Consider the following 21,711-nt stretch of genomic DNA (forward strand, 5'->3'; position numbering starts at 1 on the left):
CCGCGTGGCTGCGAAGACGGGGCTGAGGGCTACTCCTTCGCCGTATCGTCTGCATTCAGGTTCAGAGCCGCCATACCGCTGCTGCCCAGGTCAACGGCTGCAAAAGGGCCGCCGTGATGGATGTTCGCGGGATCAAAGGGGTCAAGCGGGCCGTCCTTGGCAAAGATCTCATCGGCGAATTGCTCGGCATTGTCCTTGGGCCGGAAACCCAGATGCCGCGCCTTGGAGTTGTCAACGGGCGCGCGGTCATTGTCTGACACGCCATAGACGATGCTGAATCCGGTGACCGGGGTTTTGATCGCCTGTTCGACCATATGCACCAGATCATCATAGCTGAGCCACGTTCCCACCGCGCGACTGTTCGTGACCTGCGCGCAGGACAGGATGCGCAGGCAGACGGCCTCGAGCCCGCGCTTGTCCCAGTAAAGCGAGGCGAGGTCTTCGGCGAAGCACTTGGCAAGCCCATAGAACGTGTCTGGTCTGTGTGGCGCGTCGATTCCGATGAAATCGGTCTTTTTGTGCATGCCGACCGCATGGATTGACGAGGCGTAGACTACGCGCCTCAGATTATTGCGATGGGCGGCCTCCCACACGGTATATGCGCCGTAGAAGTTCGGGCCCCAAAGTACATCCATCGGGGCCTCATCCGCGATGGCGCCGAAATGAACCACCATATCCGCGCCTTCCAGAAGCTCTGTCATAGCTTCAAGATCGGCAAGATCGGCCTTCACATAGCTTTCGTTCGGCGCGAGGTTGGGCACGCTGTCGGCGATGTCCGAGGAGACCAGCTCGTCGCACAGTTTCGACAGCGGCCCGCGCAAGTATGATCCAAGCCGCCCCGCCGCGCCGGTGAGGACTAGTTTCTTCATGGGCGAACTCCTTTCAGATTGGCGACTGCATCAGAGATGCGGTTCAGGGCCGTGTTCAGAACGTTTTCGGACGCGGCGGTCGAAATGCGGAAGAAGGGCGACAGTTCATAGGCGCTGCCGGGAACAGCTGCCACACCGGCCGCGCTGAGAAGATAGGCGGTTACATCTGCGTCCGAGGTCAGAGTTGCGCCGTCGGGAGTCATAGCCCTGATCAGCCCCTTACAGCCGATCAGACCGTAGAACGCTCCGCCCGGCGGGTCGAGTGTCAGGCCGGGAATGTCGCGGATGCGTTCGACCACAAGGTCGCGACGAGCCTCGAACGCGGCACAGAAACGGCGCACCTCATCCTGCGGTCCGTTCAAAGCAGCCGCCGCTGCGGCCTGTGCGATCGAGCAAGCGCCCGAGGAAATCTGGCTTTGTACCTTGGTCATTGCTGCGATCAGCTCTTTCGGGCCTGCGCCATAGCCGATACGCCACCCGGTCATCGCATAGGCCTTGGAGACCCCGTTTACCGTCAGCGTCCGATCTTTCAGCTTCGGGCACAGGGCTGCGAAAGACCGGAAGACGCGATTGTCGAACAGGATGTGTTCGTAGATCTCATCGGACAGGATCAGGATGCGGTCCTGTTGTTCCAAAACCGCGCCAAGGGCCGCAATCTCAGCGTCCGAATAGACAGCGCCTGAGGGGTTCGACGGTTGGTTCAGCAACAGCCAGCGTGTCTTGGGTGTGATCGCGGCGGCCAGCCTGTCAGGGGTCAGGCGAAATCCGTCCTCAGCGGGGCATTCGATGGCGATTGGCGTACCGCCAAGGATGAGCACGATGTCCTTGTACTGCCCAAAATAGGGCGCGCAGAGCAGAACTTCGTCGCCCGGCTCGAGCGTGGCCATGAAAGCGTTGAACAGCACTTGCTTGGCCCCGTTCGACACGATGACTTCATCGGGTGCGTAGGTCAGATCGTTTTCACGCTGCAGCTTGTCGGCAACGGCCTTCCGCATGGTCAGGGTGCCGTTGGTGGGCGGGTACTTCGTCTCACCCGCCAGAGCCGCCTGATGTGCGGCTTCCTTGATGTGGTCGGGTGTGTCGAAGTCAGGCTCTCCGAGGCCCAGATCAATGACATCCTCACCCCGCGCGCGAGCCTCATTCGCGGCCTGGCTGACCCAAGCCGAGGCTGAGGGTTTCACAGATGCAAGGCGCGAGGCAGCAAAGTTCATTTCAGATGATCTTTCGTCTGGACCAGAGCCGTGTCAGCTGCACGCGCCAGAAGGCTCGTATCAATGGCGTTCGCAACGAAGGTGAACCCTTCGTTCAACAGTTCGGCGGCAAAGGCCGGGTCGGTGACCAGGGTGCCGACGGGCACCCCGCGCGCGATCAGTTTCTGCGCGGCCTTTCTGATCTCGGACCAGACCTCGGGATGCATGGGGTCGCCGACATGACCAAGATCGGCTGCAATATCCGCCGGGCCGAAGAAGATGCCGCTGACACCATCGACAGTGCCGATAGCCTCGGCCTGTTCCAAGGCAGCGCGGGATTCCACTTGCAGCAGAACCGTCAGCTCGTCTTCGCAGCGCGTCACATAGTCCTTGATCCGGCCAAAACCCGTTGCGCGGCTTGCGCCTGCCATCCCGCGAACGCCACGCGGCGGGTAGCGCGTGGCCGCGACGGCACGTTCGGCTTCTTCCACCGATTGGATCATCGGAAACAGAAGCCCCGGCGCGCCAAGGTCAAGTAGACGTTTGACCGCAACCGCATCATTCCATTCGACGCGGACAAGTGCGGTGGTCTGATACGCCTCAAAGGCCTGCAGCTGAGACAACACGCTGTGATAATCGTTCGCGCTATGCTCCATGTCGATCAGCGCCCAGTCATAGCCTGCTGTGGCTATGACTTCGGCTGCAGTGTTACTGCACAGGCTGACCCACACACCAACTTGTTTGTCGCCATTTGCGATTGCACGGGTGAAACGGTTGGGTGTGAGCTCCATCAGATCACTGCCTTTTCGACGATGGGTTGTCCGGCCGGGATACGTTCGTAGTTGAAGGGCGTCATGTCGAGCGCGCGGTATTCGCCATAGGTCAACCACTCGGCCGTGCCACGCCCCATCGCCGGAGATTGCTGCAGCCCGTGGCCCGAAAACCCGTTCAGGAAGATGAAGTTCGACAGTTCGGTATGCGGACCCATGATTGCGTTGTGATCGAAGGTGTTCATCGCATAGTGCCCGGCCCATTCGCTTTGTAGCTTGATTGCTTCGAATTGCGGGATACGGGTGGCGAGGACAGGCCAGACGTGGTTTTCCCAGAAGGCGTGGTCCATGTTGAAATCATCGAAATCTACAGCCGGGTCGATGTCGGTATGCCCGCCGCATTGATAGGTGCCGCCTCCGACCTCGCGCACGTGAACGCCCGAGGGATCAATGGTCAACGGCAAGTCACGGTCCAGCGGCTGTTCGGCCTTGAAAATCCAGGAATAGCGTTTGCGCGGTTCGACCGGCACGTCAATCCCAGCCATCTGCGCTGTTTTGGCGGCCCGAGGGCCGGACGCATTGACCACCTGTCCGCACGCAATGACTTCGCCCGAGGCGAGCGTGACGCTTTCGACCTTGGTGCCTGCGGCGTTTCGCGTGATCTCGACAACTTCGTTCTGGACCCATTCGACGCCCCGCTCGCGGCTTTGTCGCCGCCACCAGTGATCGAGGGCTGTGCCGTCGAAATAGCCTTCGTCAACCAGATTGATCGAGCCCAGAACGATGTCATCGACGTTGTAGAACGGGTAGGCGGCCTTGATCTCATCCGCGTTCATCAGCTGCGTTGCCGCACCTGCCGCCAACTGAACCTTCTGGTTCTCGCGCAGCACGTTGGCAAAGCCTTCGTTGTCCGCCAGATACATGTAGCCAAAGGAATGGATCGAAAGCTCGGGCACCCGGTCGTCTCCACCCATATAGCCGCGTAGGTTTTTCACGAAGTCGGCGGCAAACTGGCTTATCCGCACGTTCAGCTCGGCCGAGAATTGCTGCCGGATACAGGAATTCGTATGCCCGGTCGAACATGAGGCAAAGGTCATGTCGCGTTCGATCACCAGAACCGAGCCATTGAAATCGGTATTGTCCGACAAGAACCAAGCGGTCGAGGCCCCCATGATCGCGCCGCCTATGATCACCACGTCATAGCTTTGCCGGGCCGGGCTTTGGTTGCTCATTCGTATTCTCCTTTTGCAACGGCACGGTGGATCTGAGAGATCTCGGATGCCGTCAAGCCATAGTCGCGCGATGCTGTTTCGTCTGAAATATAGCCGAGCGCCAGATCACGCTTCACCATCTGTTTTGACCGTTCCGACGGGTCACCGTAGCCAGCACCGCCGGGGAACGCCATCACGACTTTGCGCCCGTGTGGTACAAACTGTTTACCTTTGACCCGCATGTCAGACCCGTCGTCTTGGGCAATCTTTGTTGGTGCCCCATTGCCTCCGCCTCGGCGACCGCGCGCGGGATGCTGGCTTCTGTCGAACATGGCCTGAATGTCGAACTCGTACCCCTCTTGCGCACCGACCTCCATATACTGTCCCAGCCCGCCACGCGTTTTCCCTGCGCCACCGCTGTCGGGGCGCAGTTCCTTGCGCCAGATGATGACAGGACCGGCGTGTTCGGTGGCCTCAATCGGCATGGTCATGACGCCCGAGGGGAAGGCGGTGGCGTTCATCCCATCATGATCGGGCCGCGCGCCGGACCCGCCCGAGTTGAAGGTCAGCACTTCGGACCGGCGGGCCCCTTCAGGGGCCGGAGCATCGGTGCGCGGGCGCAGGCTGACTTGAAAGTTGCACAAACATCCCGCACCTTCGGCGGGGACAAGGCCGGGAACGATCTTGTCGAACGCGTCATAGACCGCATCGGGCACGAAATGGCCCACAATATGGCGCAGTGCGACCGGAGCCGGGTGCAGCGCATTCACAATGGTGTTCTCGGGCGCGGTGATTTCAAACGGGGCCAGCGATGCGGCGTTATTGGGTATCTCGGGCGCGATTGCGACCTTAAGCGCGTAGCAGGCATAGGCTTTGGTATAGACCAGCGGGCAATTGATCCCTTTCTTGTCCACCCCTGAAGTGCCGGTGAAATCGGTCACGATCCTGTCGCCTTCGACGCTGATCCTGACCTTCAACGTGATCGGAGTATCAAACCCGTCCATCGTCATTTCACCCTCAGCGGTTTTCTGAGGCAGGGCGGCGATACGCTCCAGCGTCGCTCGGCGGGAGTTGTCGAGGATGAACGCGGCAATCCCATCGAGGGTTTCGAGGCCGAACTCCTCCATCATGTCGATCAGGCGGCGGTGGCCGATTTCGTTACAGGTGGTCAGAGCATAGATGTCTCCGATCAGCTGATCGGGCTCGCGCACATTGCCGCGAATGAGGCGCACCAGTGTTTCATCCACATCGCCACGGTCGGCAAACTTCATGATCGGGATGTATAGCCCCTCTTCATATACGCTTTGCGCATCGGCCCCAAAGCCGCGCCCGCCGATATCCACGATATGCGCGGTACAAGCGAAGAACCCGACCAGCGCGCCCTTGTGAAAGGATGGGGTGACCATGGTGATGTCATGCAGGTGGCCTGTGCCCTCCCACGGGTCATTGGTGATGTAGACATCGCCGTCATGCATGTTCTGCCGGCCAATTCGGCGAATGAAATGCGCGACCGCATCGGACATCGCGTTCACGTGACCCGGCGTACCGGTCACGGCCTGCGCCAGCATGTTCCCGTGCGTGTCATAGACCCCCGCCGACAGATCCCCGGCCTCGCGGACCGAGGTTGAGAACGCCGTCCGAACCAACGCCTGCGCCTGTTCCTCAACAACCGAGATCAGACGGTTCCACATGACCTGATAGGTGACTTTGGACTGCTCGTTGCTCATCACGTGGCTCCTTTGGTCACAACGTCGATACAGCCATCGGGCTGGCGGATGGCGTCCCGGCTGACGGGGACAACGATGGTTGTTTCATCCTCTGTTACGATTGCAGGCCCTTGGGCGCGCTGCCCCGTCTGCATGCTTGCGCGGTCGACAGTATCAGCGTCCAGATAGCGACCGGATGCAGCATCAAAGACCTGTCGCGTGCCGTCGGAAATGGCCGGGCCTGTTGCGCACGTGACGGCAATCGACGTGACCTCTTCAGGCGGGGTGCTGGCGTTGACCGACCAGACGGTAATCTCGATATCCATGCCCGCGACCGGGCGGCCAAAAAGCTTGGTGTAGCCTGCCTCAAACCGGGCCTGATAGGCGGCCGCGTCGGGGTTCATCGCCTGTTCTTCGGTCAGTTCGATCGGGATTTCCCAGCCCTGACCGGAATAGCGCATATAGGCTTTGAAATCGGTTCGGATCGGGCTGGTCGCATCGCAGGTTCGCACGAAGCCCGTTGTTTCGTCCCTCAGATCGGACAAAAGCTGTCTGATCCGTCCCGCATCAAAATCGCTGAGCTTCATGTAGACCGAGCGGTTGGCCTCGAAACTGAAGGGCGCGCGTAAAAACCCGATGGCCGAGCCGACCCCAGCCCCTGGCGGGACCAGCAGGCGTTCGACCCCGAGCTTTTCACACAGACGCCCGGCGTGCAGAGGGGCTGCGCCTCCAAAGGCGATCATGGTGTATTCGCTCAGGTCTTCGCCATTCTCGACGGCGTGAACGCGTGCGGCGTTGGCCATGTTTTCGTCGACCACCTCGGCCACGCCAAAGGCGGCCTCGACCGGGTCCATGTCCAGCGTGTTGCCAACGTGGACGGTCAGCGCAGATTTGGAGTTGTCCGGGTGCAAAACGATCGAGCCAGCGGCGAAGTTGTTCGGGTCCAGCTTCCCGAGAACCAGATCAGCGTCCGTCACACCGGGGCGCGTGCCGCCGCGTCCGTAGCAGGCCGGGCCGGGCTCCGACCCCGCGCTTTCCGGACCCACGCGGATCTGGCGCATCCCGTCCACATGAGCCAGGCTGCCGCCGCCCGCGCCGATTTCTACCATGTCGATAACCGGGATCGAAATCGGCATGCCCGAGCCTTTCTTGAACCGATAGGTCCGCGCGACCTCAAACACGCGGCTGGTTTTGGGCGTCTGGTTTTTGATCAGGCAGATCTTGGCCGTGGTGCCGCCCATGTCAAAACTCAGCACTTTGTCCAACCCGTAGCGCGCTGCGACATGAGCCGCGAAAACCGCGCCCCCAGCGGGGCCGCTTTCGACCAGCCGCACCGGGAAATCGGCCGCATTCTGGATTGAGATGATGCCGCCACCCGAATGCATCAGGAAGATCCGGCATTTGACACCTTGGGCGCGCAATTGATCCTCGAGCCGACCCAGGTATGAGGCCATCAGTGGCTTGATATAGGCGTTGGCAACCACCGTGTTGAACCGCTCATACTCACGCATCTGAGGCGAAACCTCGGACGAGATCGAAACCGAAACGTCAGGCAGTTTCTCGGCCAGAACCTCGCGCACCAGATGCTCGTGAGCCGGGTTGAGGTAGGAGTGGATCAACCCTACCGCCACCGATTCAAACCCAGCTTGCGCAATCTTGTCCACCACCGCTTCGACATCGGCGCGGGTCAGAGCAACCAGAACTTCGCCACGCGCATCGACGCGGCCGGGAACGGTAAAGCGCATGTGGCGTGGCAGCAGCGGGTCAGGCAGTTTGAGGTTCAGGTCATACTGCTCAAACCGGCTTTCGGTGCGCATTTCGATCACATCGCGGAACCCTTCCGTCGTGATCAGCGCCGTTTTCGCCCCCCGGCGTTCGATCAGCGCGTTGGTCGCAAGCGTGGTGCCGTGGATGATCTGGTCAATCTGGCCCGGAGTGATCCCCGCCTTGGCACAGACCTGCTGCATCCCATCGATGATTGCGTCTTCCGGCGCGGCATAGGTTGTCAGCACTTTGGTTGAAAATGTCTGTCCATCCTTTTCCAGAACGACATCGGTAAAGGTGCCGCCGATATCAACGCCCAGTCGGATAGAGTGTGAGGTCATGCCCGTGCCCGCTTGAAAGAGTACCTGTCAAACGCGACTAAAACCCAGCTCGGGACGAAAAATCAAATTGCTTTAATTTCTACTCCTGATCAGTTTTCTTTATCCTATCTGCGGCCTGAGCTGTGCGGCGATTTCCGCCGCATGTTCCACAAAACGGGCGGCCCGCGTTGGATCGTAGCGGGCGAAAAACCGCAGCGGCTCGGCCGTCCAGTCGGATTGAAGTTCCAGCAGGGCACCCGCGTCGATCTCACGCTGGACTAGCGGGCGTGGCAGCAACGCGATCCCGAGACCTTCTGAGACCATTGGAACGCAGGCGGACAATGCGTTTGAATGCACGATTTTCTGCGCATCCAGCCCACGTTCCTGTGCCATCGCATGCAGGCTGTGCCCTGCAATTGTGTGGCGAGCATGGGTCAGAACGGAGAATGCGAAAAACCGGTCGACGCTGCGCCCTTCGGGCAAGGCCGTGGCGAGTGTCGTATTGGCCACCCACACATAGTCTTCGCCGGTCAGCTCCCGCGTTCCGTCCAGGTCTGTTTTGAACGGCCCGTTCTGCACGGCAAGATCAAGCTGCCCCTCCAGCAGCTTTTCATCAATCGTGCCGGACAGGTCCACCACAAGCTCGACGCTCAGATTGGGATAGTGCTGTTTTAGGCAACGCAGAAAGTCCTGCAGCCATGTGCAGGCGACCAATTCGGTGACGCCAAGACGCAGCCGCTCCTGAATCAGATCTTGTCGATCGGCCTCTTCCAGCAGGGCTTCGGTTGCGCGGAGAACCGTTCTGGTTTTCTCCAACAGCGCCTCTCCCTTCGCTGTCAGACGCACGGACCCTGCATCGCGATGCAGCAGCTTTGTGCCTAATGCCTCTTCCAGCGTGGCGATGCGTGACGAGATATTGGGCTGCGTCGTCGCAAGCGCGTTGGCCGCGGCGCGGAAGGTTCCCATATCGACCACGAAGGTAAAGGCTTCGAGCTGTTTGAGCGTGACTTGGTTCTTTATCATTCAAACTTTTGAGCATCAGAGAAACTGATCGTCAATCGTTCAGGGCAAGAGCCCGTCCGTTTGATGTCTGGTCGGTAGAGAATTGGTTTGCCTGCGGCGGCGAATAGGGCGATCAACGGGGCGACTCGACCACGTGCCGGAAAACAGGAGGCAAACATGAGGCTTGGCTATCTTGGGTTTGGAACCATTGCGCGGGCCTGCGCCGAAGGTTTGGTCAGCGATGGGCATGACATTGTTGTCAGCGAAAGAAGCCGGGCCAACTCATCCGAGCTGTCGGCTCGCTTCGACACTGTGACCGTGGCTAACAATCAGGGTGTATTGGATGCCAGTGACGTGGTCTTTGTCGGATCGACCGCCGAACAGGCCGAGGCTATGCTATCCGCGCTGCAGTTTCGCGAAGGCCAACGAGTGATCTCATTCATGGTTGGCATCTCGCCGGAACAGGTTCAGGCCCTCGTTGCACCGGCCACGTTCGAGACGTTGATGATCCCGTTCCCGTCCATTGCCTCGGGCGGGTCTCCGGTTCTGGTCTTTCCCGCGTCGCCAACGGTTGAGGCCCTCTATGGCGGTTCAAACACTGTGATCACCATGAAGTCCGAGAGTGATTTCAACGAGTTTCTGGCCGCTCAAGCCCTGCTATCGGTTGTAGCGAAATCGCTGGCCGTTGGGATTGACTGGCTGGGCCATAAGACCGGCAGCGCCCATGAGGCCGAGAAATTCCTGCGTCTGTTGATCGGAGGGTCGATCATGGCCGCGCCGATGGAGACCGAGAACGCGATGGCCGATCTTGTCGAATCCCTAAACACGCCGGGCGGGCTGAACCAGCAATTGCGAGAGTACATGGCCGATCGCAACACCTATGACGATCTGGTCCAAGGGATCGAGGTCTTGTCGGCCCGCCTATCCGAGGGCTGATTACCCGTACTGTACGCGCGCGCGACGACATCATGTCGCTGATGCGGGATGCGTTTATCCGTTGGGATCGCCGCGACGACCGCTATGTTAAACTTTCGCGGTTTGACATTGGCCCTTTGGTCTGGTGATACCCCTCATCGGATCAGACGCTTTTGTCGACCGAAGCTGAAAAGGGTAATCAGGTGCGCGCCAAATCTACGTTCGTGACCCCGCTTCCAACCCAATGGGTTGGGCCGATTCTGTTCAGGGGGGATCTGGTGTCCGGAGAGGTCAGCGTCCCTCTGGCAACGTTCGAGACGCCCTTATGGCCCTCCACCGCGCGCGGTGCGGGTGTTTCGCGGCATGCAGGCGGCATTCAGGTCACCCTGGTTGATGAGCGGATGACTCGCTCCATCGCTGTGCGGGCGCAGGATGCGGCCTCGGCGCATCAAGCCTGGCAACGGATCGAGGCGCAGACGGACAAGGTGGCTGAGATCATATCCTCGACCAGCCGCTTTGCCCGCCTGATCAAGCTGAATCGCCAGATCGCTGGGAACTTGCTGTTTATTCGGATCGAGTGTTCCACCGGGGATGCCTCGGGTCACAATATGGTGACCAAGGCGGCTGAGGCGGTGTTGAACTGGGTCTTGGACGACCAACCGCATTTGGCCTACGCGTCGATCTCGGGCAATCTGTGTACCGACAAAAAGGCATCCGCTGCGAATGGGCTTTTGGGGCGGGGCAAATACGTCATTGCCGAAGTGGAAATCCCGGGCCGACTGCTGCGGCGCATGTTGCGCACAACGCCAGAGCAGATGGTTGCGCTCAATCTCGAAAAGAACCTGATTGGTGGCAATCTTGCGGGATCTCTGCGCAGCGCCAATGCGCATTTCGCAAACATTCTGCTGGCCTTCTATCTGGCCACCGGTCAGGACGCCGCGAATATCATTGAGGGCAGCCAAGGTATCGTTCATTGCGAGGCGCGCGGTGAAGATCTGTATTTCTCATGCACCTTGCCGAACCTGATTGTCGGTTCGGTCGGGGCAGGCAAAGGCAATGAGCAGGTCGAAGAAAGCCTGCGCCTGATGGGGTGCAAGGAGGAACGCGAGGCGGGTGAAAACGCCCGTCGGCTGGCTGGCATCTGTGCCGGTGCTGTGCTGTGCGGTGAGCTGTCTTTGATGGCCGCGCAAACCAATCCCGGAGAGCTGGTGCGCACCCATATGGAACTGGAACGATGACCAAGCCCAAACCCGCCGACCGCAGCGTGGCCGGGCGCAAGCTGGACCATCTGCGCGCCGTTCTGGAGGACCCCGACGTCGAACGCGGGCGCAGCGGGTTTGACGCGATCTCTCTGACCCATCGCGCCTTGCCTGAGCTGGATCTGGATGCAATCGACACCAGCACCCGGTTTCTGGAAAAGCCGCTCAGCTTTCCGCTGCTGATTTCGTCGATGACGGGTGGAACCGGTGATGAGATCGCAAGGATCAATCGCAACCTTGCAGAGGCGGCCGAGGCGACCAGGGTGGCGATGTCGGTCGGCTCACAACGCGTGTTATTCGCCGATCCTGCTTCGAAGGGTAGTTTTCAACTGCGCGATGCCGCGCCGAGCATACCTCTGATCGGCAATATCGGCGCGGTGCAGTTGAATGCGGGGCTAGATGCAAACCACTGTCTTCAGGCCGTTCAGGCGCTTGAAGCCGACGGGCTGTATCTGCACCTCAATCCGTTGCAAGAGGCCGTGCAGGTCGAAGGGGATCGCGACTTTTCCAACCTGTCTGGCAAGATCTCTGATCTGGTGTCGAAAATGTCGGTGCCTGTGCTGATCAAAGAGGTTGGTGCCGGGCTGTCCGGCCCTGATGTCGAGCTGGCCTATGACGCCGGTATACGCCATTTCGACGTGGCCGGTCGCGGGGGTACTTCCTGGAGCAGGATCGAATATCACCGCCGCGCAGACGAGCAGGACGATCTGGGGCTGGTTTTTCAGGATTGGGGCCTGACGACGGTCGAGAGTCTGCTTGAAACTCGGGACGTCTTGGTCAAAAAGACCGACCCAACAACACTCATCGCCAGCGGCGGTTTACGAGACGGTGTGGACATGGCCAAATCTATCATTCTGGGCGCAGATCTGTGCGGAATGGCCGCTCCGTTTTTGGCCGCAGCGCAGGAGTCGCGCATGCAGGTCATCCGTCAAATCGAAAAGTTACGTCGCGAATTTCAGACGGCGATGTTTCTTTTGGGCTGCGCCGACGTATCTCAGCTGAAGGCAAATGTCTCACTGATCCGATCAAGGTCAAAGTTTTGGTAATCTCTACTGGTATCAGCGCGATGAGCTTTTTTACGCCTCATCGCTATATTTCGCTGGACACTCTGGCCCAGCATCACGGCATCGACCCGGCCAAGTTCTCGCGTGGGATCGGGCAGGAAAAGATCGCCATGCCCGGGCATGACGAAGATGTTGTGACCTTGGCCGCCGAGGCCGCGAAGCCGATCATTGATCAACACGGAGCAGACGGGATCGACACCATCTTGTTTGCGACGGAAACAGGGATCGACCAATCGAAATCGGCGGGTATCTATGTGCAGCGGCTTCTCGGGTTGCCGTCGAACCTGCGCAATGTGGAACTGAAGCAGGCCTGCTATTCTGCCACCGCCGCCCTGCAAATGGCCTGCGCTCATGTGGCACGCAAGCCGGATCGTAAGGTGCTTGTGATCGCCTCGGATATCGCGCGCTATGATCTGGACAGCTCGGGCGAGGCGACGCAGGGGGCCTCAGCCGTTGCGATGCTGGTCACGGCCAATCCGACACTGTTGGAGATCGGCACTGTCTCGGGCCTTTTTACCGAAGACATCATGGATTTCTGGCGCCCCAACCACCGGCGCACACCCTTGGTTGACGGTAAGTACTCGGCGCTGCGTTATCTCGGGGCGCTGGTGGAGTCCTGGCGCGATTATCAGGCAAATGGCGGTTTGCCCTACGATGGGTTTGCGCAGTTCTGCTATCACCTGCCATTCTCGCGTATGGGCGAAAAGGCGCATCTGCGTCTGGCGAAAGAGGCAAAAGCCGAGGCTGATATGCAGGCCGCTTCGCCGGGGATGATCTACAATCGCCAGGTCGGGAACAGCTATACCGCGTCGATGTACCTTGCGATCCTGTCCACGCTGGAGAACATCGATAGCGATCTGGCTGGCAAGTCCTTGGGACTGTTTTCCTACGGGTCCGGCGCGACCGGTGAGTTCTTTGATGCCAAGGTGGTCGAAGGCTACCGCGATCATCTGTTTGCTCCCCGCCACCGGGAAATCCTAGAGGACCGGACCGCCGTCTCATATAATGAATATGTTGCCCTTTGGCACCCGATGAATGGCGAGGACGGGACAGATACGCCCATGCCCGATGAGGCAAAAGGGCGCTACAGACTGGCAAGCATTGACGACAACAAGCGCATCTACGTTGACCGCACCGCATGATAAAGTCTGGGCCCACGCGCCCGGTAAGCTGATCCTGTCCGGAGAGCATTCGGTTCTGTACGGCATGCCCGCGCTGGCAATGGCTGTGGCCCGCTATACCGAAGTGTCGTTTCAGCCGCTGGGCTTGGGTGAAGGCCTGAAGACCGCGTTCGAGAACCTGTCGTCAGGCGAATACTACCCTTTGAAACTGTTGTCTCAGTTCAAGTCGTCACTGGATCAGCGCTTTGATCAATTCACGCGCGGCGAGTTGGATGTCCACAAGATCCTCACGCGTCCGGATGATCTGGCGGTCTATACTCTGGCCTCTTTGTTGCATGACAGCCTCGCAGCGCCCGGATCCGTGATCCCCGGCATTGGTGCGATGAACAGCAAACTGGCCCCGGGACAGCTGGCCAGTCGATCAGAGCTACCGATCGGCGCGGGTATGGGGTCGTCTGCCGCCATCGTCGCGGCAACAACGGTGTTGTTCGAAAACCTGTTGGAGCGGCCTAAGACGCTTGAAGAGAGGTATGAGCGGGTCCGGTTTTGCGAGCGTCTCAAGCATGGGCGTGCAGGGCCGATAGATGCCGCCGCAGTTGTCCGAGGCGGCCTTGTGCGTGCAGGCGAAACGGGTATCGCGGCGCCGGAATTGCCGCTGGATCATGGTTTACTGACGGGGAACGGGTGGTATTGGGTCCTGCACGGCCGGCCTGAAAGCAGCACCGGCGAATGCGTCAGTGCGGTCAAGGCCGAACACGCACAGAACGACGCCCTTTGGCAACGTTTCGGCGACTGTACGACCGCGTTTTTGACCGCGATTGCCTCGGGGCATGACCCGGACGATGCGATTTCCGAAAACCAGCGATTGCTGGAAATGATCGGTGTCGTGCCAGACCCTTGCCAAACGTTTGTCAGACAGATCGAAGGCATTAGCGGTGCGGCTAAAATCTGCGGTGGGGGGTCTGTACGCGGTGATTTCGGCGGGGTGGTTCTGGTGCACATGGAGGACCATGACAAAATGGCCGATTTCATGTTGGGCTATCCTCAGATGCAATGGTCCGCGCTGCGTCTGGCCTCGGCAGGTGCAGCGATGGGCAAGGCCCCTAGCCGCAGCTCAGACGGGGCCAATTCATGATACGGGCCAGCGCACCGGGATCGGTCATGATGACCGGAGAACATGCAGTCGTTTATGGCTCCAGAGCCATCGTGGCCGCGATTGAACAAAGACTAACGGTGACGCTGCGACCGCGCACCGATCAACTGGTGCGTCTCTCCTCCGAGATTGCCGAAACGCAAACGGTCGATTTGGATCAGGTGCAAGCTGCAGGGCCCTACAAGTTTGTCCTTGCTGCAATCGCCATGCACAGGGATGCGATTGACGTCGGGATGGATATCTCGATTACGTCGGAGATTGACCCGACGCTTGGGCTGGGGTCGTCCGCCGCCGTGGCCATTGCCGCTCTGGGGGCCGTTCTCACGGTCACGGGTCAGCCGTTGAACGGTATTCACTCCAAGGCCTATCAGATCATTCAGGACATTCAGGGCCGCGGCAGTGGCGCCGATTTGGCCGCCAGCTTGCAGGGCGGTATGCTGGCTTACCGCGCTCCACCAAACCCAGAGATGGTGGCACTGCCTCACCCTCCGACGATCAGCCTGCGATACTGTGGATACAAGACCCCCACCTCGGTTGTGTTGCAAAAGGTTGCTGAACGGATGATCGTAAGAGAGGCCGAGTTCAAAACGCTTTATGCCGATATGGGTGACTTGGCCGATCATGCCATCAATGCAGCAAAGGACCGCGATTGGGTGGCCTTCGCGGACGCCCTGATGAACTATCAAAACCGGATGGAGGATTTGGGTGTGAGCGACGAAACCTTGAACCGGATCATCACATCGGCCCGACAGGCCGAAGGAGTCATGGCGGCCAAGATCTCGGGCTCTGGCTTGGGCGATTGCGTTCTGGCCCTGGGAGCGCCGCCTGACGCGTTCACTCCGATGACACTGGCCAGCGAAGGACTGATCATACATGACTGACGCCGTTCAGACCCTCATTCAGCAAGCGATGCGAGACGCGGACGGGGTTCAAAGCTTCAGCGCCTATGCCCCAAGCAATATTGCGTTGTCGAAATACTGGGGCAAGCGGGACAGAGCGTTGAATCTGCCGCTCAACAGTTCCTTGTCGATCTCTTTGGCGGAATGGGGGTCTCATACAACTGTCGAGCCATCCCAGAGCGGGTCGGATCAGGTTTTGCTGGACGGTCAGCCTCTGCCGCCGACCTCAGAGTTCGCGCGCAAGGCGCTTGCGTTTGCGGATTTGTTTCGCGGTGGCCGCGATGTGCCACTGATGATTTCGACCAGAAACACAATTCCGACGGCGGCCGGTTTGGCATCCTCCGCCTCGGGCTTTGCTGCGTTGACCCGCGCGCTATGTGGCAGTTTCGGGTTGGACCTGCAAGCACAGGACATGAGCCTGATCGCCCGATTGGGCAGCGGCAGCGCAACCCGTTCGCTCTGGCACGGCTTTGTGCGTTGGGACAAGGGCATGCGCGCTGACGGCGGTGACAGCCACGGCGTGCCGCTTGAGCCGGTATGGCCGGAGTTCCGCATTGCCATTGTCGAGGTGGACACAGGCCCGAAACTGCACTCGTCCCGCGATGGAATGAACCACACAGTCGATACAAGCCCTCTGTTTTCCAGCTGGCCCGAGATGGCCGATCGGGACTGCAAGACCATCGAGCAAGCGATCAATGAGAGAGACTTTGAAACCCTAGGCCAAACGGCCGAGGCAAATGCGTTGGCCATGCACGCGACCATGCAAGCTGCGCGCCCTTCGCTGACCTACCTTTCAGATCAAAGCTGGGTGATCCTGCATCGTTTGTGGCAGGCCCGCAAAGATGGTCTTGCAACCTATGCCACGATGGATGCGGGGGCGAATATCAAGCTGGTTTTCCTGAAAGAAGCCGAGGCAGATGTCCTGCAAGCGTTTCCTGACGCCCGCGTGATATCTCCGTTCGAATGGTCAAACGCATAGAAGCCACGACACAAGATTGAGTGGTCGCCGCTGCCGAACGTGTCACGCTTTGGAAGGTGACCGCGCGCGATCCAATGCACGCTCACCAGGCGTTGGAGGTTGGCAATGCCCTCAAGTCTTCCTGCCCTTTGGCGGGCAATAGACTTTCACCAAAGGCTTCGCTATCCAACTTGCAGGCTCAGCGCCTTGCCGAACAGGCTCAAACACTTGTAGCAAGGGCAGTGGATATGACGGCCAACCCAAACGACAGAGCCTCTACAATGAAACTCACGCAGGATCCTCATTCGATCCGGTCTGGTGACCGGGAAAAGGTTCTGGAAGTGGCCATCGGTCGCGAGGTTCGGGCCTTTCGCAAGCAACAGAACACTACTGTTGCCGAGTTGGCGCAGGTTACCGGCCTGTCGATCGGGATGCTGTCCAAGATCGAAAACGGCAACACGTCGCCTTCGCTGACCACGCTGCAACTGCTGGCCGATGCGTTGTCGGTTCCGCTGACCAGCTTTTTTCGCCGTTTTGAAGAACGTCGCGACGCTGTCCACACCAAGGCCGGTGAAGGCGTCGAGTTAGAGCGTGAAGGTACGCGGGCGCATCACCAATACAACCTTCTTGGCCATTTAGGCGCCAATGGTTCGGGCGTGATTGTCGAGCCTTATCTGATCACTCTGACCGCGGAATCGGATGTTTTCCCAACCTTCCAGCATGGCGGGATTGAAACGATCTATATGCTGGAGGGTGAGGTGGATTATCGCCATGGTGATCGGGTTTTTCCGTTGAAACCCGGTGATACTCTGTTCTTCGACGCGGATGCGCCACATGGACCTGAAAGATTGGTCAGCCTGCCAGCGCGGTACCTGTCGGTGATCAGTTACCCTCAGACAAGCTGATCCGCCTTTTAAAAAAATGTTGATGATCAGCTAGCCGAATGGCGCGTTATCCGGACCTACAGGGGACGGCGTATTACTGTGCGCTCAGAGATTAGGCAAAATTTGCCTGGTAGGAAAAAACATTTCCTCTAGTTATTGAGGATCCGATGTTTTGTTGCTAGCGTACATGCGTAACGAAACACGCAAGGAGAGCTGTCTGCCATGTGCGGAATTGTCGGACTATTCCTTAAAGACCAGTCACTGTCGCCCAAGCTGGGTGAGATGTTGACGGATATGCTGATCACCATGACCGACCGTGGCCCCGACAGCGCTGGTATCGCGATCTATGGCGATCCATCTCGGGGCATCACGAAGGTTACCGTTCAGTCTGCAAACCCCGAACAGGACTTTGCCGGACTGGCGGATGAGCTGGGCCAGAGCCTGAATACCTCCGTGACCCAGACGATCAACGATACCCATGCGGTGTTGGATATCCCCGGCGATCAATTCGAGGTTGCACGCGCCGCGCTGGCCGAGATCCGCCCCTCGGTCCGGATCATGAGCCGAGGGGAGAGCCTTGAGATCTACAAAGAGGTCGGACTGCCCAAAGATGTTGCCGCGCGCTTCAACCTCAGCGGCATGACCGGAACGCATGGGATCGGCCACACGCGAATGGCCACTGAATCAGCGGTGACCACGATGGGTGCGCACCCGTTCAACACTGGGGATGACCAGTGTTTGGTGCATAACGGATCGCTGTCCAATCATAACTCGCTGCGGCGCAAGCTGCGCCGTGAAGGAGTACATATCCAGACTGAGAACGACACCGAGGTGGGCGCCGCTTACCTGACGTGGAAAATGATGAACGGCGCGTCTCTCGGCGAGGCGCTGGAAAGCAGCCTTGAAGATTTGGACGGGTTCTTCACCTTTGTCGTCGGCACCAAGGACGGGTTCGGCGTGGTCCGTGACCCGATTGCCTGCAAGCCGGCGGTCATGGCGGAAACCGATCAATATGTGGCCTTTGGCAGTGAATACCGCGCCTTGGTGAACCTGCCCGGCATTGAAGATGCCCGCGTGTGGGAGCCGGAGCCGGCGACGGTCTACTTCTGGTCCCACACAGAATTTCCCAACAAAAAGGCCGCGTAAAATGCAGACCTACGATCTTGAGGCCGACGGCCTGCGCGGGTTGAACGCGTCCTTGCAGGAGCAAAGCAAAGAGACCAACCTGACCAGCTGGGAGGTGGTGAATCCCAAGGGCAGCCACGCCATCGCGGTCGGGTTGGACGCACCGATCGAGGTGACCGTGAAAGGTTCGACCGGGTACTACTGTGCAGGCATGAACCAGCAGGCCACCGTGCGGGTCGAAGGCTCGGTTGGGCCGGGCGTGGCCGAGAACATGATGTCTGGTCAGGTGATCGTCGATGGCGATGCCAGCCAGTACGCTGGGGCCACAGGCCATGGCGGGCTGCTGGTGATCAAGGGCAATGCCAGCTCGCGCTGCGGGATCTCGATGAAGGGGATCGACATCGTGGTGCACGGCAACATCGGCCATATGTCGGCCTTCATGGCGCAGGCGGGCAATCTGGTGGTTTGCGGTGATGCTGGCGACGCGCTGGGGGATTCCCTCTACGAGGCGCGGCTGTTCGTGCGCGGCTCGGTTAAAAGCCTCGGCGCGGATTGTATCGAGAAAGAGATGCGCCCGGAGCATCTCGAGATCCTGAAGGATCTGCTTGACCGCGCAGGCAGCGATGCCAAGCCGGAAGAGTTCAAACGCTATGGCTCGGCGCGTCAGCTGTATAACTTCGACGTCGACAACTCGGCCGCTTATTAAGGATGAAGGGTATGAAAGATATGGACGATCAGACCCCCCGCACCGTGCCGATCCAGTCGGCGACTTTTTCCAACCCGATCAACGCCGAGATCCGCCGCGCGGCGGCCACCGGTATCTATGATATCCGGGGTGGAGGCGCCAAACGCAAGGTACCGCATTTCGATGACCTGCTGTTTCTGGGGGCCTCCGTCTCACGCTATCCGCTGGAGGGCTATCGCGAACGCTGTGATACCTCGGTGACGCTGGGCACGCGTTTTGCCAAGAACCCGATCCAGTTGGATATCCCGATCACCATCGCAGGTATGAGCTTTGGCGCGCTTTCGGGACCGGCCAAAGAGGCCTTGGGCCGCGGCGCTTCAGCGGCCGGCACTTCGACCACGACTGGCGATGGCGGTATGACGCCCGAGGAACGCGGCCACTCGACCAAGCTGGTCTATCAGTATCTGCCCTCGCGCTATGGCATGAACCCCAACGACCTGCGCAAGGCTGACGCGATTGAGATCGTGGTGGGGCAGGGGGCCAAACCCGGCGGCGGCGGCATGCTTCTGGGCCAGAAGATCAGCGACCGCGTGGCCGAGATGCGGACCTTGCCCAAGGGGATCGACCAGCGCTCGGCCTGTCGCCACCCGGACTGGACCGGGCCGGATGATCTTGAGATCAAGATCCTCGAATTGCGTGAGATCACCAACTGGCAGGTGCCAATCTACGTCAAGGTCGGCGCGACGCGGCCTTACTATGACACCGCACTGGCGGTAAAAGCCGGAGCCGATGTGGTTGTCATGGACGGCATGCAGGGCGGCACGGCGGCCACGCAGGATGTGTTCATCGAACATGTGGGCATTCCGACGCTGGCCTGTATCCGACCCGCAGTGCAGGCGCTGCAGGATTTGGGGGTGCATCGCGAGGTGCAGCTTGTGATCTCGGGCGGTATCCGCACCGGGGCAGACGTGGCCAAGGCGATGGCGCTTGGCGCGGATGCGGTGGCGATAGGCACCGCGGCTCTGGTTGCCCTTGGCGACAACGACCCGAAATGGGAAGCTGAGTATCAGAAGCTGGGCACCACAACCGGGGCCTATGACGACTGGCATGAAGGGAAGGACCCCGCGGGCATCACCACCCAAGACCCCGAGCTTGCCGCGCGTCTTGACCCGGTTGATGCCGGGCGACAGCTGCGCAACTACCTGAAGGTCATGACGCTTGAGGCGCAGACCATCGCGCGGGCCTGCGGCCACAATCACTTGCACAATCTTGAACCCGAGGACTTGTGTGCCCTGACGATGGAGGCGGCTGCGATGGCAAAAGTGCCCCTGGCAGGCACCGACTGGTATCCGGGCAAGGCCGGGTTCTGATCTGACATTCGGAAGGCGCGGTCCCACGAGGCTGCGTCTTTCTTCTATTGGGATTGATAAACAGGGAAAGGAAGGCCGACCATGACGACAGATCTGGCAGCTTTCGCCAAAGAAAAAGGCGTCAAATATTTCATGATTTCGTTCACCGACCTGTTCGGTGGACAGCGGGCCAAACTGGTTCCCGCACAAGCCATTGCCGACATGCAGAAAGAGGGCGCCGGTTTTGCCGGGTTCGCCACTTGGCTGGATATGACCCCCGCGCATCCCGACATGCTGGCGGTGCCGGACCCGTCCTCGGTGATTCAACTGCCATGGAAGCCCGAAGTCGCTTGGGTTGCCGGTAATTGCGTGATGCAGGGGCAGGATGTGGCCCAAGCCCCACGCAACGTGCTACGCCGTCTGATCGACGAGGCCGCCGAGATGGGCCTGCATGTAAAAACCGGCATCGAAGCCGAGTTCTTCCTGCTGACCCCCGATGGCGAGCAGATCAGCGACCCGTTCGATACCGCGGAAAAACCCTGTTATGACCAGCAGGCTGTAATGCGCCGCTATGACGTGGTGCGCGAGATCTGCGACTACATGTTGGACCTTGGCTGGGGCCCGTATCAGAACGACCACGAGGACGCCAATGGCCAGTTCGAGATGAATTGGGAATTCGATGATGTTCTGAGAACCGCCGACAAGCATTCCTTCTTCAAGTTCATGACCAAATCCGTGGCCGAGAAGCATGGGCTGCGCGCCACTTTTATGCCCAAACCGGTCGAAGGGCTGACGGGCAATGGCTGCCACGCCCATATCTCGGTTTGGGACGCGCCGGGCGCGGATGCGAAGACCAACGTGTTTGCGGGCGACGGCGACGGCCCTACCGGAGAGGTTGGGCTAGGCGAGCAGGGCAAATACTTTCTCGGCGGCATCATGAAACACGCCAGCGCGTTGGCGGCGATCACCAACCCGACGGTGAACAGCTACAAGCGCATCAACGCCCCGCGCACCATGTCAGGCGCCACATGGGCGCCCAACACAGTGACATGGACCGGCAACAACCGCACTCATATGGTGCGCGTCCCCGGCCCGGGGCGGTTCGAACTGCGCCTGCCCGATGGGGCGGCGAATCCGTATCTGCTGCAGGCGGTGATCATCGCCGCCGGTCTGTCGGGCATCCGCAGCAAGGCTGATCCGGGACCGCGCTACGACATCGACATGTACGCCGAAGGCCACACTGTCACTGACGCGCCCAAACTGCCGCTGAACATGCTGGATGGGTTGCGCGAATACGACAAGGATGCCGAGTTGAAAGAGATGATGGGGCAGGAGTTCTCTGGCGCTTTCCTGAAGATGAAGCATCAGGAGTGGAACTCGTTCGTGTCCCACTTCTCGAACTGGGAAAAACAACATACGCTGGACATCTGAGAGCAAAAAAGAGGCCGCAGCAAAAGCAGCGGCCTC

The 21,711-nt window shown here is 59.7% G+C and carries 19 protein-coding genes; 12 read left to right on the forward strand and 7 right to left on the reverse strand.

Annotated elements, in window-relative coordinates; translation table 11 throughout:
• Positions 1-29 precede the first annotated feature (29 nt).
• The 7 genes from ACR0NO_RS13245 to ACR0NO_RS13275 all read right to left on the reverse strand — a co-directional run bounded on the left by ACR0NO_RS13245 (position 30) and on the right by ACR0NO_RS13275 (position 8,853).
• Positions 30-869: an NAD-dependent epimerase/dehydratase family protein gene (locus ACR0NO_RS13245; protein WP_170643246.1), complete on the reverse strand. Its 840-nt coding sequence runs from the start codon at positions 867-869 to the stop codon at positions 30-32.
• Positions 866-2,080 (reverse strand): pyridoxal phosphate-dependent aminotransferase, encoded by a 1,215-nt coding sequence (locus ACR0NO_RS13250; protein ID WP_480724274.1) that lies wholly within the window; start codon positions 2,078-2,080, stop codon positions 866-868. The genes ACR0NO_RS13245 and ACR0NO_RS13250 overlap by 4 nt, the downstream gene beginning before the upstream one ends.
• Positions 2,077-2,850, reverse strand: a complete 774-nt coding sequence (locus ACR0NO_RS13255) for an HpcH/HpaI aldolase family protein (protein WP_480724275.1) — start codon at positions 2,848-2,850, stop codon at positions 2,077-2,079. Before ACR0NO_RS13255 ends, ACR0NO_RS13250 begins: the two co-directional genes overlap by 4 nt.
• Positions 2,850-4,061 (reverse strand): NAD(P)/FAD-dependent oxidoreductase, encoded by a 1,212-nt coding sequence (locus ACR0NO_RS13260; protein ID WP_480724276.1) that lies wholly within the window; start codon positions 4,059-4,061, stop codon positions 2,850-2,852. Before ACR0NO_RS13260 ends, ACR0NO_RS13255 begins: the two co-directional genes overlap by 1 nt.
• On the reverse strand, positions 4,058-5,767 hold the full coding sequence (locus ACR0NO_RS13265; RefSeq protein ID WP_480724277.1) for a hydantoinase B/oxoprolinase family protein: 1,710 nt from the start codon (positions 5,765-5,767) through the stop codon (positions 4,058-4,060). Before ACR0NO_RS13265 ends, ACR0NO_RS13260 begins: the two co-directional genes overlap by 4 nt.
• Positions 5,767-7,851: a hydantoinase/oxoprolinase family protein gene (locus ACR0NO_RS13270; protein WP_480724278.1), complete on the reverse strand. Its 2,085-nt coding sequence runs from the start codon at positions 7,849-7,851 to the stop codon at positions 5,767-5,769. Before ACR0NO_RS13270 ends, ACR0NO_RS13265 begins: the two co-directional genes overlap by 1 nt.
• Positions 7,852-7,950: 99 nt before the next feature.
• The gene (locus ACR0NO_RS13275) at positions 7,951-8,853 is read right to left on the reverse strand and encodes a LysR family transcriptional regulator (RefSeq protein WP_480724279.1); all 903 of its coding nucleotides are present in this window, start codon (positions 8,851-8,853) and stop codon (positions 7,951-7,953) included.
• A 156-nt stretch (positions 8,854-9,009) separates the two neighbouring features.
• On the opposite strand from ACR0NO_RS13275, the gene ACR0NO_RS13280 reads away from it, so the two are divergent.
• The 12 genes from ACR0NO_RS13280 to glnT all read left to right on the forward strand — a co-directional run bounded on the left by ACR0NO_RS13280 (position 9,010) and on the right by glnT (position 21,675).
• A complete protein-coding gene (locus ACR0NO_RS13280; RefSeq protein WP_480724280.1) occupies positions 9,010-9,768 on the forward strand; it encodes an NAD(P)-binding domain-containing protein in 759 nt (252 codons plus the stop codon).
• Positions 9,769-9,950: 182 nt separating this feature from the next.
• Positions 9,951-10,985, forward strand: coding sequence for a hydroxymethylglutaryl-CoA reductase (locus ACR0NO_RS13285; RefSeq protein WP_480724282.1), 1,035 nt, complete (start codon positions 9,951-9,953; stop codon positions 10,983-10,985).
• On the forward strand, positions 10,982-12,052 hold the full coding sequence (gene fni / locus ACR0NO_RS13290; protein ID WP_480724283.1) for a type 2 isopentenyl-diphosphate Delta-isomerase: 1,071 nt from the start codon (positions 10,982-10,984) through the stop codon (positions 12,050-12,052). The genes ACR0NO_RS13285 and fni overlap by 4 nt, the downstream gene beginning before the upstream one ends.
• Positions 12,046-13,212: a hydroxymethylglutaryl-CoA synthase gene (locus tag ACR0NO_RS13295; RefSeq protein WP_480724284.1), complete on the forward strand. Its 1,167-nt coding sequence runs from the start codon at positions 12,046-12,048 to the stop codon at positions 13,210-13,212. Before fni ends, ACR0NO_RS13295 begins: the two co-directional genes overlap by 7 nt.
• Positions 13,196-14,326, forward strand: coding sequence for a GHMP family kinase ATP-binding protein (locus ACR0NO_RS13300; protein WP_170675906.1), 1,131 nt, complete (start codon positions 13,196-13,198; stop codon positions 14,324-14,326). The genes ACR0NO_RS13295 and ACR0NO_RS13300 overlap by 17 nt, the downstream gene beginning before the upstream one ends.
• Positions 14,323-15,225, forward strand: coding sequence for a mevalonate kinase family protein (locus tag ACR0NO_RS13305; protein ID WP_480724286.1), 903 nt, complete (start codon positions 14,323-14,325; stop codon positions 15,223-15,225). Before ACR0NO_RS13300 ends, ACR0NO_RS13305 begins: the two co-directional genes overlap by 4 nt.
• Positions 15,218-16,222 carry a diphosphomevalonate decarboxylase gene (gene mvaD, locus ACR0NO_RS13310; protein ID WP_480724287.1) on the forward strand — a complete coding sequence of 335 codons (1,005 nt, stop codon included), beginning with the start codon at positions 15,218-15,220 and terminating at the stop codon, positions 16,220-16,222. The genes ACR0NO_RS13305 and mvaD overlap by 8 nt, the downstream gene beginning before the upstream one ends.
• Before the next feature lie 260 nt (positions 16,223-16,482).
• The gene (locus ACR0NO_RS13315; protein WP_480724288.1) at positions 16,483-17,106 is read left to right on the forward strand and encodes a helix-turn-helix domain-containing protein; all 624 of its coding nucleotides are present in this window, start codon (positions 16,483-16,485) and stop codon (positions 17,104-17,106) included.
• 201 nt (positions 17,107-17,307) lie between these two features.
• The gene (locus tag ACR0NO_RS13320) at positions 17,308-18,231 is read left to right on the forward strand and encodes a class II glutamine amidotransferase (RefSeq protein ID WP_480724289.1); all 924 of its coding nucleotides are present in this window, start codon (positions 17,308-17,310) and stop codon (positions 18,229-18,231) included.
• 1 nt (position 18,232) lies between these two features.
• A complete protein-coding gene (locus ACR0NO_RS13325; protein WP_480724290.1) occupies positions 18,233-18,916 on the forward strand; it encodes a protein GlxC in 684 nt (227 codons plus the stop codon).
• Positions 18,917-18,936: 20 nt separating this feature from the next.
• Positions 18,937-20,265 carry an FMN-binding glutamate synthase family protein gene (locus ACR0NO_RS13330; RefSeq protein ID WP_480724395.1) on the forward strand — a complete coding sequence of 443 codons (1,329 nt, stop codon included), beginning with the start codon at positions 18,937-18,939 and terminating at the stop codon, positions 20,263-20,265.
• An 81-nt stretch (positions 20,266-20,346) separates the two neighbouring features.
• Positions 20,347-21,675 (forward strand): type III glutamate--ammonia ligase, encoded by a 1,329-nt coding sequence (gene glnT / locus ACR0NO_RS13335; protein WP_480724291.1) that lies wholly within the window; start codon positions 20,347-20,349, stop codon positions 21,673-21,675.
• Positions 21,676-21,711 lie beyond the last annotated feature (36 nt).

This window comes from Ruegeria sp. CL3, assembly GCF_056536505.1.

Bases quoted from the DNA above. Each gene is read 5' to 3' on its own strand.
- ACR0NO_RS13305 (WP_480724286.1), top strand. From the start codon at position 14,323: ATGATACGGGCCAGCGCACCGGGATCGGTCATGATGACCGGAGAACAT.
- ACR0NO_RS13315 (WP_480724288.1), top strand. From the start codon at position 16,483: ATGAAACTCACGCAGGATCCTCATTCGATCCGGTCTGGTGACCGGGAA.
- ACR0NO_RS13245 (WP_170643246.1), bottom strand. From the start codon at position 869: ATGAAGAAACTAGTCCTCACCGGCGCGGCGGGGCGGCTTGGATCATAC.
- ACR0NO_RS13260 (WP_480724276.1), bottom strand. From the start codon at position 4,061: ATGAGCAACCAAAGCCCGGCCCGGCAAAGCTATGACGTGGTGATCATA.
- ACR0NO_RS13270 (WP_480724278.1), bottom strand. From the start codon at position 7,851: ATGACCTCACACTCTATCCGACTGGGCGTTGATATCGGCGGCACCTTT.
- ACR0NO_RS13255 (WP_480724275.1), bottom strand. From the start codon at position 2,850: ATGGAGCTCACACCCAACCGTTTCACCCGTGCAATCGCAAATGGCGAC.
- ACR0NO_RS13250 (WP_480724274.1), bottom strand. From the start codon at position 2,080: ATGAACTTTGCTGCCTCGCGCCTTGCATCTGTGAAACCCTCAGCCTCG.
- ACR0NO_RS13330 (WP_480724395.1), top strand. From the start codon at position 18,937: ATGGACGATCAGACCCCCCGCACCGTGCCGATCCAGTCGGCGACTTTT.
- ACR0NO_RS13325 (WP_480724290.1), top strand. From the start codon at position 18,233: ATGCAGACCTACGATCTTGAGGCCGACGGCCTGCGCGGGTTGAACGCG.
- ACR0NO_RS13320 (WP_480724289.1), top strand. From the start codon at position 17,308: ATGTGCGGAATTGTCGGACTATTCCTTAAAGACCAGTCACTGTCGCCC.
- ACR0NO_RS13275 (WP_480724279.1), bottom strand. From the start codon at position 8,853: ATGATAAAGAACCAAGTCACGCTCAAACAGCTCGAAGCCTTTACCTTC.
- mvaD (WP_480724287.1), top strand. From the start codon at position 15,218: ATGACTGACGCCGTTCAGACCCTCATTCAGCAAGCGATGCGAGACGCG.
- ACR0NO_RS13280 (WP_480724280.1), top strand. From the start codon at position 9,010: ATGAGGCTTGGCTATCTTGGGTTTGGAACCATTGCGCGGGCCTGCGCC.
- ACR0NO_RS13265 (WP_480724277.1), bottom strand. From the start codon at position 5,767: ATGAGCAACGAGCAGTCCAAAGTCACCTATCAGGTCATGTGGAACCGT.
- fni (WP_480724283.1), top strand. From the start codon at position 10,982: ATGACCAAGCCCAAACCCGCCGACCGCAGCGTGGCCGGGCGCAAGCTG.
- glnT (WP_480724291.1), top strand. From the start codon at position 20,347: ATGACGACAGATCTGGCAGCTTTCGCCAAAGAAAAAGGCGTCAAATAT.